Origin of the sequence: Tumebacillus lipolyticus (assembly GCF_042682745.1) — a bacterium.
In the GTDB taxonomy this organism is placed as follows: Bacteria; Bacillota; Bacilli; order Tumebacillales; family Tumebacillaceae; genus Tumebacillus_A; species Tumebacillus_A lipolyticus.
Genome location: NZ_JBHUIO010000009.1, coordinates 350,090 through 363,067 on the forward strand (window position 1 = coordinate 350,090; position 12,978 = coordinate 363,067).

Here is a 12,978-nt window from a genome sequence, read left to right on the forward strand (position 1 = left end):
TTTGCAATCTGTCGTGTAACTCCCGACCGATTGCAAAATCTATATTCCCTCCCACCTTTTCTTTCGCCGCTTCGCTGTCAGAAGCGGCATCTTTTTTTCAAATGGCTCTTGACTTCTTAAACGCCATTGTGGAAAATTGTCTTCATCTTCCCCTCGCATTTCCCCCACTACAATCCACGTAAGGAGTCCCCGCGATGATCAACAAAAAAATGCTGTTGGAGTTTTACCGTTCCCATCCAGAGAATTCTGCTCGTCAGCAAGGTCTGTTTCCCGAAATGATGAAAGCGATCGGCAAACTGCTCCTCTATCTGATCGACTCCCCGCTGCGGCGCAGCATCCCCTTGGTGCTGTGGAGCGAATTTTGGTTGGAGCGATCGCACTATGCCGAAAATCATACGCGCTACAAGCGGGGTCGCATCGTCTACGCCGACCTCGGCGCATTCAACATCGGCTCGGAAACGTCCTATCGCCACCCCTGCCTGATCCTCTGCGAAGGACGCAACTGGGCGTTCGTCGCCCCGATGACCTCCAAGAAATATGGCGACCCGATCGCCCTCCACTACGACCTCCCGCTCCATTACCCGTTCGACAGCCCTTCCACCCTCCAACTCGACGCGGTCAAAGTGATCGACAAGCGCCGCATCCTCGGATACTTTTTCTCCAAAAGCCAGCATGATCGCCACCTCAGCCCTGAAGAGCTGGAACGGCTGGAGCCGATCGTTCTCGACAAGAAAGACCTGACCGCAGTCGACGAGCTGATCGCCCGCCATTTCGCGCCAGGTCTTTACCGTGATCTGCACCGCTCTCGCTGCCAGATCGCACAGCTCTCCTCTGAGAACGAATCGCTACAACTAGAACTTCACAACCTTCGCGAGCGGGTGCGCACAGCTCCCCACTCGTTCGATACCCATCCCTAAAAGCTTCCTCCAGCGACCAAGTCTCTTTCAGCCTCTCGTCACCAACCTGATCACTACAGGAAGCCTTGCTCAGATTTTCCCGAGCATCAGCATCGTCATCTGTGCTGCTCGCTGCTCCGCCTCTTTCTTCGATCGCCCGACCCCTTCGCCCATCGACTTTTGATCGAGCATCGCCATCGCCACAAATTCCCGGTTGTGCGCAGGACCGCGCTCTTCGAGAATCTGATAGGACAGCTGTCCGAGCCCTTCGCGTTGCACATACTCCTGCAAAGCCGTCTTGTAGTCTTGCAACAGCGGAGTGCCGACGCTTTGAAGTTCGGGAAACACATACCTGTGCAGAAAATCTTTCACCGCCTGAAGACCTTGATCGAGATAGTACGCCCCGACAAAAGCTTCAAACACGTCTGCGAGCAACGCAGGTCGCTTTCTGCCGCCAGAGATTTCCTCTCCGCGCCCGAGTCGAATGTAGCGATCAAATTCGAGCCGCGTGGCAAACCGCACCAAGGACGGTTCACAGACGATCGCTGCGCGCAGGCGCGTCAGCTCGCCTTCTGGGAGCTTTGGGTATTTGAGAAACAGATATTCGCTGACCAAGAGTTCGAGGACAGCATCGCCAAGAAATTCAAGCCGCTCGTTATCCTGCCCACCTTCTGTGCGATGTTCGTTGCGATAGGACGCGTGGGTGAAAGACTGTTTGAGCAGCCTTTTGTTCTGGAACTGTAGGTCTAAGTTTTGGAGCAATTGGTCGAAGGAACCACCCATCACATGTTCACCTGCCCGTAGAAAAGGAGATACCCTGGCAGCCAGTTGAGCATGCTGCCAGGGGACATTGCCTTCTTAGTCTCTATATCTTTTTAAGATGATCGACGCATTATGCCCGCCGAAGCCAAGCGAGTTGGACATGACGTATTCCACATCCGCTTTGCGCGCTTCGTTCGGCACATAATCGAGATCACAGTCATCTCCCGGCTGATCGAGGTTGATCGTCGGAGGCAAGATGCCATCGGTCAGCGCTCGCACGCATGCTACCGCTTCGATCGCGCCCGCTGCGCCCAGCAGGTGACCGGTCATCGACTTGGTGGAGGACATCGCCAGCTTGTAGGCGTGCTCACCAAATGCGTTTTTGACCGCCATCGTCTCAAACGAATCGTTGAGCGATGTCGATGTGCCGTGCGCGTTGATGTAGCCGATCGCGCTCGGTTCGATCTCCGCGTCGCGGATCGCCTCTCTCATCGCACGCGCCGCCCCTTCGCCTTCTGGAGCAGGCGCCGTGATGTGATACGCATCACCGCTCATGCCATAGCCAACGATCTCAGCCAAGATCGTCGCACCGCGCTTCTTGGCGTGCTCCAACTCCTCAAGCACCACCACGCCAGCACCTTCGCCGAGCACAAAACCATCGCGATCCTTATCGAACGGACGGCTCGCCTTCTCCGGCGTGTCGTTGAAGCTGGTCGCAAGCGCTTTTGCCGAGTTGAAGCCCGCCACGGTCAGCGGCAACACAGCCGCCTCCGTACCGCCGGACACCATCACATCGGCAGCACCGCGCTCGATGATCTTAAACGCATCGCCGATCGCATTCGTGCCGGTGGCACATGCGGAGATCGGCGAGGAGTTCGGCCCTTTGGCTCCCAGGAAGATCGAGACCTGACCGGATGCCATATCGCCGATCATCATCGGTACGAAGAACGGAGAGACGCGGCGCGGACCTTTCTCCACCAGTGCGGAGTGTTGGTCGCAAAGCGTTTCCAAACCTCCGATTCCAGAGCCTATGTAAACGCCGATGCGCTCCGCATTTTCTGGCGTGATCTGCAATCCTGCCTGCTGCATCGCCTGACGAGCAGCAACGACCGCATATTGCACGAAGCGGTCCATGCGGCGCGCTTCCTTTTTATCGATAAAGTCTTCCGGATTGAAGTCGACCTGACCGGCAATCGTGGTGGCGAAACCGGTGGTGTCAAAACGGTCGATAGTCCGGATTCCCGATTTTCCTGCGATCAAGTTGTTCCAGAAAGTATCCACGTCATTCCCAACTGGGGTGATAACTCCCATGCCGGTGATCACGACACGTCTGTTCACGCAGATTCACCTTCTCTTTTTTAGAGTTAGCAGTCAAAGAGAAAAGAAGTCCCGGTGCACGAGGCGTCGCGGGACTTCCCCACTCCAGTAAAGATTCCTTACTTATTCGAAGTGATGTAGGTCACAACGTCACCTACGGTGTTGATCTTCTCTGCGTCTTCATCAGAGATTTCCATATCGAACTCATCCTCGAGTTCCATCACCAACTCAACAACATCGAGAGAGTCGGCACCAAGGTCTTCTTTGAAAGAGGATTCAAGTTTAACTTGACCTTCTTCAACGCCCAGACGTTCGACGATGATGTTAGTTACGCGTGCAAAGATATCTGTGGACATGCTGCTCACCTCCTCTCAAAGTATACTACCATGCTACATGACCATGCCGCCATCCACATTCATAATTTGCCCGGTGATATAGGCGGCCTTGTCTGATCCCAAAAATGCGACCAAGTTTGCAATATCTTCAGGCTGTCCCATTCTGCCGAGCGGAATCGCCTCAAACAGCTTCGTCTTGATCTCATCACCTAGTTTGTCTGTCATCTCCGTCTCGATGTAGCCTGGGGCGATCGCGTTGACGGTGATGTTGCGGGAGGCGAGCTCCTTCGCATTCGATTTGGTCAGACCGATCACGCCCGCTTTTGCCGACACGTAGTTCGCCTGGCCGGGATTGCCGATCTGTCCGACGACAGAGGTGATGTTGATGATGCGGCCCGAACGCTGCTTCATCATCGGGCGGGATACTGCCTTCGTGCAGTTGAACACGCCTTTTAAGTTCGTGTTGATCACCGCATCCCAGTCTTCCTCTTTCATCCGCATCAACAGGTTGTCGCGGGTGATGCCTGCGTTGTTGACCAGAATGTCGATGCGACCGAACGCTTCCACGGTCGCCGCCACCATCTTCTCCGCATCTTCATACGACGCCACGTCGCCTTGAACGGCGATCGCGTCCCCGCCGAGCGCTTTGATTCCGTTTACCGTTTCTTCAGCCGCCCCTTGACTTCCTGCATAGTTGACGACGATTTTTGCGCCTTGTTTCGCAAGCTCCAGACAGATCGCACGGCCGATTCCACGCGATCCACCGGTCACCAGCGCCACTTTTCCGCTTAACATGTGGTAGTTTCCCCCTTTAGCGCAGCCACAGTCGCTGCATACGTCTCCGGGCTGTTGATCAGATAGCCCTGTACCGTCTTGTCGATGCGCTTGAGCAAGTTAAACAGCACTTTGCCTGGGCCGATCTCAACAAACGTCTCGATGCCCAGATCGTTCTTCATCGTCAAGATGCTATCTTCCCACAGCACAGAGGAAGACACTTGTCGGGTCAGGCTGTCGCGTATTTCGGCACCCGTCTGCACCGGCTTGGCGGTGACATTGGCGATGACAGGAACCTGCGCATCTTGGATCGCGATCCCTTGAAGCACCGCTGCCAACTGATCTGCAGCAGGCTGCATCAGCGAGGAGTGGAACGGACCGCTGACGACGAGCGGGGTGACCTTCCCTTTGTTCTCTTTCAACACGCGTCCAGCTTCTGCCACCGCTTCCGCCTTGCCAGAGATCACTACCTGTCCTGGGGAGTTGACGTTGGCCAGCTCGACCGGACCGTGCGACTGAGACACTTCTTGGCAGATCTTCAGGATCAGTTCACGATCGGCACCCATGACGGCGCTCATCGCACCCAGTCCGGCAGGCACCGCTTCGTCCATAAACTTGCCTCGGGCGTGCACCACGCGCACAGCATCTTCAAATGTCATCGCACCAGCGCTTACCAGCGCCGAATATTCACCGAGCGAGTGACCTGCCACAGCGGACGGCTTGATTCCTTCCACCTTCAGCACTTCCAACAAGGCGATGCTCGTCGTCAAGATCGCCGGCTGTGTGTAATAGGTTAACCGCAGCTCATCCTCCGGACCGTTCCAGATGATGTCCGACAGCGAGAAGCCAAGCGCAGCGTCTGCCCGCTTGAACACTTCTGCTGCCTGCGGGTATTGTTCTGCCATCTCTTTTCCCATGCCGACAGATTGAGCTCCTTGACCCGGGAACAAAAATGCGAGTTTTTTCATGATGTCGTGCTCCTTTCGTGCATGCAGTTCTACCAGCGCAAGACGGTGGCGCCCCATGTGAGCCCTGCGCCAAAGCCAACGAGTACAAGCGTGTCATTCTCCTTGATCTTGCCAGCGCGAACCGCTTCATCGAGGGCGACCGGAATCGAAGCGGATGACATGTTGCCATACTTATCGAGGTTGATGTACACCTTTTCCTCCGCCAGGTCGAGCCGTTTGATCGCAGATTCGATGATGCGGATGTTCGCTTGATGCGGAATCAGATAGTCGATATCCTCTTTGCCCAAGCCTGCCTTCTTCAGCGCAGATTCGGAAGCGGTGCCCAAGATTCGCACAGCAAACTTAAACACTTCGTTGCCAGCCATTGAGATGAAATGCTTGCGCGCAAGCACCGTCTCCTGCGTCGCCGGATTGCGCGAGCCGCCCGCCTCCTGTTTCAACAGGTTGCCACCCGAGCCGTCAGCACCGAGTTCGAAGGACAGGAAACCGCGTCCTTCTGCGGTCGGGCCGAGCACGACAGCGCCTGCGCCATCTCCGAACAGCACACAGGTGCTACGGTCTTCAAAGTCCATGATTTTCGACAGCGTCTCAACACCGATGACCAGCACGTGCTTGTACAAGCCACCCTGGATCATCGGCACCGCGCAAGACAGACCGTACAAAAAGCCGCTGCACCCTGCAGACAGGTCGAACGCAGCCGCCCCCTTCGCCCCAATCCGATCCTGCACTAAGCAGGCGGTCGCCGGAAACATCATATCTGGGGTTACGGTCGCGCAGATGACCAGATCGATCTGATCGGCAGTCACGCCTGCCGCTTCCATCGCGCGCTCTGCTGCCCGCACTGCCAGATCGGAAGATGCGGTTTGATCATCGACAAAGCGTCGCTCGCGAATCCCAGTACGAGTGCGAATCCACTCGTCATTCGTATCGACTCGCTTGGCCATATCATCGTTGGTGACCACGTTTTCGGGAACTGCTGACCCTGTGCCTAAGATGCCGACAGGAAGATTGCTCATGATGTCTCTTCTCCTTCTCCCGATAAATCGGTGCGTATCTTGCCAAGCACATCCCCTTTGAGGAATGCTCTCGCCTGATGGATCGCCATGCGAAACGCTCTTGCATTTGACGAACCGTGCGCTTTGATCACAGCGCCATCGATGCCCAGCAAAGGCGCACCGCCATATTCTGCATAATCGAATTTATTTTTGAACGCAGCGAGTCCAGGCTTTAGTACAGCCGCAGCCAGCTTCGTCAAGGCGTTCTTCAGAAACACCTTTTTCAACTCGCCAAAGATGCCGAGGCCAAACCCTTCGATCAGCTTCAACATGTTGTTGCCAGTGAATCCATCGGCGACAAGAACGTCGCACTTTCCGTTAAGCGTCTCACGCGCCTCGATGTTGCCCACAAAGTGGAACGGGCCTGCTTCCAGCAACGGGTACGCCTCTTTGCGCAGCTTGTCGCCTTTGCCTGGCTCCGCGCCGATGTTGAGCAGGCCGATGCGCGGCTTTTCTCGCTCCAGCACGATCTGCGCGTACGCATTGGCCATCAACGCGTACTGATAAAGATGGTTGGCCTCCGCATCCATGTTCGCCCCCACATCGAGCGTCAACATGCTGCCTCCGGTCATCGTCGGCCAGATCGAAGCGAGTGCAGGGCGCTCGATCCCCTTGATTCGACCGACCAGCAACAGCCCAGCGGTCATCAACGCGCCGGTGTTGCCTGCCGATACCATGCCATCCGCCTGGCCTGCTTTGACCATGCGAGCTGCCACCACCATCGAGGAATCCTTCTTGCGCCGCACCGCTTTCACCGGCTCATCTTCTGCTTCGATCACTTCTGTAGTATGTACGAATTCAATATTGGGAGGTGGGTTTGCGCCCACATATTTTTTGATCTGCGCTTCATCGCCGACCAAGATCAGCGTGACATCCGAATAGGCGCGGGCCGCATCGAGCGTTCCTTCGACGATCGCCTGTGGCGCATTGTCGCCTCCCATCGCATCTATCGCAATTCTCATCGGTCTCCCCCGTTTCTCGTCTGCAGTTACCTACATTGTAAAGACGACAAACTGCCCTTCAAACACAAGATCATCTCGCACTTTCGTCGTCACATCCACATGTGCCCGCTCGCCGCGAAACTCTTTGACCACCGCTTTGCAGACGAGCCGCTCCCCCAGTTTGACCGGTCGCTTGTAGCGAACTTCGGCCGTACCGGTCAAGACGGTCTCCGCATCGATGATCCCGACCGCCAGTGAATTCGCCTGTGCGAACAGATGATGTCCACGCGCGATCTTCGTGCGGGAGAACACATGCTCCGGACCGATCTCCAAGATCGAGATCGCCAACTTGTTCAAGTCGAGATCGATCAGCTCTCCGATCACTTCGCTGCTCTCCAAGGAGCGCACTTCTGTATAGTTCTGCTCTGCTACCGCTTTGATGCGCTCGCGAAGCTCAGGGATGCCGAGCGCAAGCCTGTCGAGACGAATCGTCTGGACGCTCACCTCAAAACGATCTGCCAACTCTTCATCGGTCAAGAAAGGCTCCGAGTCGATCAGTGCTGTCAATTCCTGTTGTCTTTGTTTCTTGTTTCGCGCTGCCATCTTCCTCGAATCCTCCTTTCGCAATCGAGTCGCTTTCATGTTTAGTCGCTCTTAGTACCTAGTGCTATTAGAAGTATATAAAAAAAGGCTGGCTTCCACAACTCATTTTTTTCGCGAAAACGAAAAAAGCAAGTGCCAGATCTGGGCACTTGCCTTTATGGGCAAATTATTCAGCTTCTACAACGGTACGGCCTTTGTAGGAGCCGCAGTTTTTGCAGATGCGATGAGCCAGCTTCATCTCATGGCATTGCGGGCATTCCACCATACCCGGAACCGAGATCTTGAAGTGGGTGCGACGCATGCGCTTGCGGGTCTTAGAAGTACGTCTTTGCGGTACTGCCATTTGGATCCACCTCCTTAACAGAGAAAAAAGAAAGCTTAAGAGTCTTTTTCAAAAAATTTAGCTAGATCTGCCAACCGAGGATCGATTCGTTCTGTCTGACAGGAACAGCTCGCCTCATTGAGGTTGACGCCGCACTGCGGACACAATCCAGCGCAATCCTGATTGCAAAGTGGACGATACGGCAAGGCGAGATTGATCGCCTGCTCGAGATAAGGTACAAGATCGATCTGTTCTCCAACGATCACATTGCGATCGTCATCGTAATCAGTACCTTCCGCTGCAGAAAGCTTGTCCTCCGTCACTTGCATGAAATGCTCGTCAAATGGTACATGCAATTCCTCGGAAAAATCGGTCAAACAGCGTGAACAGCGATATACCGCCTTCCCTTGCAGGCTACCCTGCAAAAGTCCGACGCCAGATGCTTCTGTGCCATGCAGATTGACATGGACAGGTTCAAGCTTGATCAATTGACGATTCTCTTTGACGAGGTTCGGCAGTTCAACCGTTTCTTGCAATGTAACGCCTTCGGATCGCTCTCGCAATTCACGCCAACTCAGTTTCAACGATATCACCTCGTAAGCAACAGAGTTCATTATATCTAGTGATTGGCAAATTGTCAATAAAGTTCATGCTTGTTATAATGACCAAAAATACGGCTATCTCGGAGGTGTTCCTATGAGAGTCACCGGAGTGATCGTCGAGTACAACCCGATGCACAACGGACATCTCTATCATGTCGAACAAGCGAGGCGTTCGACAGGCGCAGATGCGATCGTCGCCGTGATGAGCGGCCACTTTCTGCAACGTGGTGAGCCTGCGATCGTCAACAAGTGGGCCCGCGCCAAGATGGCGTTGCAACAGGGTGTCGATCTGGTACTGGAGCTGCCTGTCGCCTATTCTGCGCAGAGCGCCTCGCTGTTCGCCTTTGGATCTGTCGCCGTGCTCGATGCGCTCAGCATCGTCGACTCGATCTGCTTCGGCAGCGAAAGCGGTGATATCCGCTCGCTCACCGCTTTGAGCGACATCTTGGTCGCAGAACCTCCGCAGTTCAAAGCGCTGTTGCGGGAGGAATTGAAAAAGGGGCATTCCTATCCCCGCGCCGCATCTGATGCGCTCGCCCGCTATGCCGCTCAAGACGAGTCGATCGACTCTCACCTTGCTCAGCAGCCAAACAACATGCTCGGACTCGAATATCTGGCTGCGCTGAAAAAACTGAACAGCAAGATTCGGCCGGCGACGATCACTCGCATCGCGTCTGGCTACCACCAAGAGACGGTGACCCACCCGTCGATCGCCTCGGCGACGGCGATACGCAAAGCCACCTTTGAAACGGGGATCGACACAGCGGAACACCTGTTGCCCAGAAGCTCCTTCTCCATCTTGCAAGCGGAGTGGCAAGCAGGCCGCGGCCCGATCGCGTGGGAAAACTACCGCCAGGCGCTGTTTACACTGCTGCACCGCGCCACCCCCTCATCGCTCGCCGAGTTTGTCGGCGTCGACGAGGGACTGGAACACCGCCTGCTGCGAGCCGCCATGCAGGCCAACACGGTGCATGACCTGATCGAACAGACCAAGACAAAACGATTCACCTGGACGAAGATCCAACGGGCGCTCACTTCGATCCTGCTCGGTCTGACTCGGCAGGAGCAGTCTGAGCTGCATCTGGCAGCTGGGCCGAGCTACATCAGAGTGCTCGGGTTTACAGAGCGAGGTCAAGAGCTCTTACGACAAGCTTCCGCTCAGTCCAGCGTTCCTATTCTGACCAAGTTGCACAAGGAAAAACCAAAGATGCTCGAACTCGATCTGCGAGCGACGCGCATCTACTCACAAGGCTATCCTGTCTGGCAGCCTGGCGCGGAGAGTTGGGACATCACACTGCCCGTCCTCATTGAAAAAGCAAGTAAAAACGTCTCCCGCATCGAGCGGTGAGACGTTTTTTTCGGCGCTCTGTCGTCACGATTTCACATCTAATTTCTTCAGATAGTCGATCGCTTCTTGCAAGGTAGCGACAGGCACGACCTTCAATGGCAGGCCGAGCTTCTCCACCTCATCTGCCGCTTCCTGCGCATTGGTGTCATACTCTTGTTTGATATCTTTCGGAGCAAAAAAGATCTCCGCCCCTTCGTCGCTCGCTGCGACCACCTTGTGCCGGATGCCGCCGATCTGACCGACCTCTCCGTCCATCGTGATCGTCCCAGTACCTGCGATGCGGTACCCTTTCGTGATGTCTTCCGCCACGATCTGGTTGAAGATTTCCAAAGAGAACATCAGTCCAGCCGATGGTCCGCCAATATCGTCCGCGTTGATCTTCACGTTGCGAGCTGGGTCGATCTCCGTCTCGTTCTCAAGATGCACGGCCAGCCCCGTGCGCCTGACATCCCCCGCGGTCGTCTTGACGATAAACTCGACCAACTCGACCTTTTCTTTTAGCTCCTTGCCATCGCGGGTGAAGCTGACCTCGACCTTTTCTCCCGGCTTTTTCTGAGCGATGTATTCAGAAAGCTCCTGTACCTGCACCAGCTTCTTCCCGTCGACAGCGTGCAGAATATCCCCGACCTGCAAAATGCCTTTCGCTTTCGATCCTTCCACAAAATCGCTCAGAAACACGCCGACGTTTCGCACCTGCACCGATTGCTCTGCCGCGCGCAGTCCCGCTACGATCGCGTTGTGCTGCGAGCTTTTCATCATGTGCGCAAGCAGTCGAGAATACTCCTCTTCGCTCAGATCGCCGCGCACTTCGTTCTCACGCTTGATCTCCGTGTGCGGCGCGAAGTACCCATAGGCGAGATAATAGTAGTTGCTCGCTTTCAGCGAAGACACGGTGGTCAGCATCAGCGCGCCTTTTTCCGCTTTATCCCCGCCTTCGACCGTCACCATCGGAGCGAGCTCTTCCGCGCTGCCCGGCTGGTAGAGGTAGTAAGGCGTCGGAATGAAAAAGGAGAGGGCGAGCAAAACGGTGATCACCGCACCACGGATGTTTCGCTTGCCAAAAAAACGAGCGCTGTCCTCACGCTTCGATCCCATCAGCACACTCCCCTTCCTGCCATTCTGCAATCGTCTTCAGAATCAGTTCGGCAACTCGCTCCGCCGCTTGACGACCGCATGCGATCGCCTCCTCAATGTTGGTAAACGCTGTCGAGGAGATGTGCCCCACATCAGGTCGCACGATCACATCCGCGTTGAGGATGCGCGTGCGCAAGATCTCCCGCTCCATAATTTCGATCGACTGAAAGATCACATCGAAGATGCTCTTCACTTCCGTCTCTCGGTCATAAAGGCCGACATCGACCGCGATGACAAGGTCTGCGCCCATCTCGCGAACCACGTTGATCGGCACGCGATCGACCACTCCTCCATCGATCAGCATTCGCCCTTGGTAGCGATGCGGCATGAAGATGCCAGGAATGGAGATCGAGCCGCGCACCGCTTGGTGCACCGCCCCCTCGCGGTAGACGACCCGCTCCCCCTTCTGCACATCGGTCGCCACGACGGCGAACGGAATGGGCAAGTCTTCAATGTTTTGATCCTTGGTCAAGAAGCGCACCATCTCCATGATTCTCGCCCCGTTGACAAAGCCCATCTTCGGCACGACCGAAAAATCGATCCAATGCCGGCGCTTCAAGTTGATCGCCAACGTCTCCATATAGCGAGTTTCCATCCCCGTGCAGTAAAAGGCGCCAATCAGTGAGCCCATGCTGCTTCCGGCGATCATGTCGATCGGCACGCCGATCTCCTCCAGCACTTGCAACACGCCGATATGGGCAAAGCCGCGCGCTCCGCCAGCTCCTAGCGCCAATCCGATTCGTGGTCTACGCCGCACCAGGCTCCCCTCCCCGTGCCTTCCGCCTCATTTGGTTGCTGCTATGTATCCGACTAGCTCAGATTTTTATATTTTTCGCGCATCGCGATCTCCACGTCTGCTGGTACCAGATCGGAAAACGGCCCACCGTGGCGTGCGATCTCTTTGACGATCGATGAGCTCAGATAGGAATATTTGTGATTGGTGGGAATAAACAGCGTCTCCGCATCTTCATACATATGGCGATTGAGCGATGCCATCTGCAGCTCGCTCTCAAAGTCGGAGACAGCTCTCAGCCCTTTGATGATCACTTTCGAACTCTTTTCGCGCGCATAGTCGACCTGCAACCCGGTGTAGCTGTCCACCTCGACGTTCGGCAAGTGTCGGACCGCCTGACGAATCAGCTCTTTGCGCTCTTCGATCGTAAAGAGCGGGTTTTTGTGTGGGTTGACCATCACCACGATGATCACTTTTTCGAACACTTTCGCACCGCGCTCTGCGATGTCCAGATGCCCTAAGGTAATCGGGTCAAAAGAGCCCGGATAGATTGCGATTCCACTCATTCGTTCGTCCCCATTCCTGTCTTCTCCGTTGTCTGCTCCACCGCATAAAAGCTGATGGCGATCTCTCCGTACTTCGCATACCGAAATCGTTCGATCCGACCAAAATTCTCCGCAAGCTCCAAGTCGGCATCATGTTCTGCGACGATCAGTGCACCATCGTTTAACAGATGGAGCGCATCCATCTTTTCGATGATCTCTTCGTACAGATGAGTCAATTTATACGGTGGATCGAGAAAGACCAGTTCAAATTGAATTTCGCGCGCCGCAAGCGCATCCAGCGCTCGACGAGCATCGTTTTTGTAAATCTCCGACCGCTTTTCCAACTGAAGGGCGCCCACATTTTCGCGGACGGTCGCGATCGCCTTGTAGTCAGTATCGAGAAAGACCGCTCGCTCTATACCGCGAGACAAAGCCTCGATTCCAAGGCCGCCGGTGCCGGCAAACAGGTCGAGCGCCCACCCCCCGTCAAAATAGGGGCCGATGATGTTAAACATCGATTCTTTGACCTTATCTGTCGTGGGTCTGGTGTTCGTACCTGGAACCGCTTTTAAGCGTCTTCCTTTGTAGTCGCCTGAGATAACGCGCATGGTGACTTCACTCCTTAGTCCTTACTTTACCATAA

General features: G+C 55.2%; 16 protein-coding genes. 2 read left to right on the forward strand and 14 right to left on the reverse strand.

Features of this window, described 5'->3' with window-relative positions:
* Positions 1-194 precede the first annotated feature (194 nt).
* The gene (locus ACFSOY_RS15705; protein ID WP_386048178.1) at positions 195-917 is read left to right on the forward strand and encodes a type II toxin-antitoxin system PemK/MazF family toxin; all 723 of its coding nucleotides are present in this window, start codon (positions 195-197) and stop codon (positions 915-917) included.
* 69 nt (positions 918-986) lie between these two features.
* Here the strand turns inward: ACFSOY_RS15705 and rnc are convergent, their stop codons facing one another.
* The 10 genes from rnc to ACFSOY_RS15755 form a co-directional block, all read right to left on the reverse strand.
* Complete coding sequence (rnc, locus tag ACFSOY_RS15710; protein WP_386048180.1) at positions 987-1,679, reverse strand: ribonuclease III; 693 nt, start codon at positions 1,677-1,679, stop codon at positions 987-989.
* Positions 1,680-1,754: 75 nt separating this feature from the next.
* Positions 1,755-2,996 (reverse strand): beta-ketoacyl-ACP synthase II, encoded by a 1,242-nt coding sequence (gene fabF / locus ACFSOY_RS15715; RefSeq protein WP_386048182.1) that lies wholly within the window; start codon positions 2,994-2,996, stop codon positions 1,755-1,757.
* A 98-nt stretch (positions 2,997-3,094) separates the two neighbouring features.
* Positions 3,095-3,331, reverse strand: a complete 237-nt coding sequence (gene acpP, locus ACFSOY_RS15720) for an acyl carrier protein (RefSeq protein ID WP_386048183.1) — start codon at positions 3,329-3,331, stop codon at positions 3,095-3,097.
* Between the two features lie 33 nt (positions 3,332-3,364).
* Positions 3,365-4,105 carry a 3-oxoacyl-[acyl-carrier-protein] reductase gene (fabG, locus tag ACFSOY_RS15725; protein ID WP_386048185.1) on the reverse strand — a complete coding sequence of 247 codons (741 nt, stop codon included), beginning with the start codon at positions 4,103-4,105 and terminating at the stop codon, positions 3,365-3,367.
* A complete protein-coding gene (fabD, locus tag ACFSOY_RS15730; RefSeq protein WP_386048187.1) occupies positions 4,099-5,052 on the reverse strand; it encodes an ACP S-malonyltransferase in 954 nt (317 codons plus the stop codon). Before fabD ends, fabG begins: the two co-directional genes overlap by 7 nt.
* A gap of 29 nt (positions 5,053-5,081) precedes the next feature.
* Positions 5,082-6,068 (reverse strand): beta-ketoacyl-ACP synthase III, encoded by a 987-nt coding sequence (locus ACFSOY_RS15735; RefSeq protein WP_386048190.1) that lies wholly within the window; start codon positions 6,066-6,068, stop codon positions 5,082-5,084.
* Positions 6,065-7,069, reverse strand: coding sequence for a phosphate acyltransferase PlsX (gene plsX / locus ACFSOY_RS15740; protein ID WP_386048192.1), 1,005 nt, complete (start codon positions 7,067-7,069; stop codon positions 6,065-6,067). The genes ACFSOY_RS15735 and plsX overlap by 4 nt, the downstream gene beginning before the upstream one ends.
* A 30-nt stretch (positions 7,070-7,099) precedes the next feature.
* Entirely contained in the window at positions 7,100-7,651 is a 552-nt protein-coding gene (fapR, locus tag ACFSOY_RS15745; RefSeq protein ID WP_386048194.1) for a transcription factor FapR, read from the reverse strand.
* Between the two features lie 166 nt (positions 7,652-7,817).
* Positions 7,818-7,994 carry a 50S ribosomal protein L32 gene (rpmF, locus tag ACFSOY_RS15750; RefSeq protein ID WP_087457762.1) on the reverse strand — a complete coding sequence of 59 codons (177 nt, stop codon included), beginning with the start codon at positions 7,992-7,994 and terminating at the stop codon, positions 7,818-7,820.
* 35 nt (positions 7,995-8,029) lie between these two features.
* Complete coding sequence (locus ACFSOY_RS15755; RefSeq protein ID WP_386048197.1) at positions 8,030-8,461, reverse strand: YceD family protein; 432 nt, start codon at positions 8,459-8,461, stop codon at positions 8,030-8,032.
* Positions 8,462-8,669: 208 nt separating this feature from the next.
* Here ACFSOY_RS15755 and ACFSOY_RS15760 point away from each other — a divergent pair, with 208 nt between their 5' ends.
* Positions 8,670-9,923 (forward strand): nucleotidyltransferase, encoded by a 1,254-nt coding sequence (locus tag ACFSOY_RS15760; protein WP_386048199.1) that lies wholly within the window; start codon positions 8,670-8,672, stop codon positions 9,921-9,923.
* Between the two features lie 24 nt (positions 9,924-9,947).
* Here the strand turns inward: ACFSOY_RS15760 and ACFSOY_RS15765 are convergent, their stop codons facing one another.
* Genes ACFSOY_RS15765 through rsmD form a run of 4 tightly spaced genes read right to left on the reverse strand, consistent with a single transcriptional unit; the run spans position 9,948 to position 12,943 of the window.
* Positions 9,948-11,018 (reverse strand): SepM family pheromone-processing serine protease, encoded by a 1,071-nt coding sequence (locus ACFSOY_RS15765; RefSeq protein ID WP_386048200.1) that lies wholly within the window; start codon positions 11,016-11,018, stop codon positions 9,948-9,950.
* Positions 11,002-11,814, reverse strand: coding sequence for a patatin-like phospholipase family protein (locus ACFSOY_RS15770; RefSeq protein WP_386048202.1), 813 nt, complete (start codon positions 11,812-11,814; stop codon positions 11,002-11,004). Before ACFSOY_RS15770 ends, ACFSOY_RS15765 begins: the two co-directional genes overlap by 17 nt.
* Positions 11,815-11,867: 53 nt before the next feature.
* Positions 11,868-12,356 carry a pantetheine-phosphate adenylyltransferase gene (gene coaD, locus ACFSOY_RS15775; protein ID WP_386048204.1) on the reverse strand — a complete coding sequence of 163 codons (489 nt, stop codon included), beginning with the start codon at positions 12,354-12,356 and terminating at the stop codon, positions 11,868-11,870.
* On the reverse strand, positions 12,353-12,943 hold the full coding sequence (rsmD, locus tag ACFSOY_RS15780; RefSeq protein ID WP_386048206.1) for a 16S rRNA (guanine(966)-N(2))-methyltransferase RsmD: 591 nt from the start codon (positions 12,941-12,943) through the stop codon (positions 12,353-12,355). The genes coaD and rsmD overlap by 4 nt, the downstream gene beginning before the upstream one ends.
* Between the last annotated feature and the right edge of the window lie 35 nt (positions 12,944-12,978).

Excerpts from the sequence above, each read along its gene's own strand:
- rpmF (WP_087457762.1), bottom strand. The coding sequence starts at position 7,994 with ATGGCAGTACCGCAAAGACGTACTTCTAAGACCCGCAAGCGCATGCGT.
- fabG (WP_386048185.1), bottom strand. The coding sequence starts at position 4,105 with ATGTTAAGCGGAAAAGTGGCGCTGGTGACCGGTGGATCGCGTGGAATC.
- rsmD (WP_386048206.1), bottom strand. The coding sequence starts at position 12,943 with ATGCGCGTTATCTCAGGCGACTACAAAGGAAGACGCTTAAAAGCGGTT.
- ACFSOY_RS15765 (WP_386048200.1), bottom strand. The coding sequence starts at position 11,018 with ATGGGATCGAAGCGTGAGGACAGCGCTCGTTTTTTTGGCAAGCGAAAC.
- ACFSOY_RS15705 (WP_386048178.1), top strand. The coding sequence starts at position 195 with ATGATCAACAAAAAAATGCTGTTGGAGTTTTACCGTTCCCATCCAGAG.
- fapR (WP_386048194.1), bottom strand. The coding sequence starts at position 7,651 with ATGGCAGCGCGAAACAAGAAACAAAGACAACAGGAATTGACAGCACTG.
- coaD (WP_386048204.1), bottom strand. The coding sequence starts at position 12,356 with ATGAGTGGAATCGCAATCTATCCGGGCTCTTTTGACCCGATTACCTTA.
- ACFSOY_RS15760 (WP_386048199.1), top strand. The coding sequence starts at position 8,670 with ATGAGAGTCACCGGAGTGATCGTCGAGTACAACCCGATGCACAACGGA.
- ACFSOY_RS15735 (WP_386048190.1), bottom strand. The coding sequence starts at position 6,068 with ATGAGCAATCTTCCTGTCGGCATCTTAGGCACAGGGTCAGCAGTTCCC.
- fabD (WP_386048187.1), bottom strand. The coding sequence starts at position 5,052 with ATGAAAAAACTCGCATTTTTGTTCCCGGGTCAAGGAGCTCAATCTGTC.
- acpP (WP_386048183.1), bottom strand. The coding sequence starts at position 3,331 with ATGTCCACAGATATCTTTGCACGCGTAACTAACATCATCGTCGAACGT.
- rnc (WP_386048180.1), bottom strand. The coding sequence starts at position 1,679 with ATGGGTGGTTCCTTCGACCAATTGCTCCAAAACTTAGACCTACAGTTC.
- plsX (WP_386048192.1), bottom strand. The coding sequence starts at position 7,069 with ATGAGAATTGCGATAGATGCGATGGGAGGCGACAATGCGCCACAGGCG.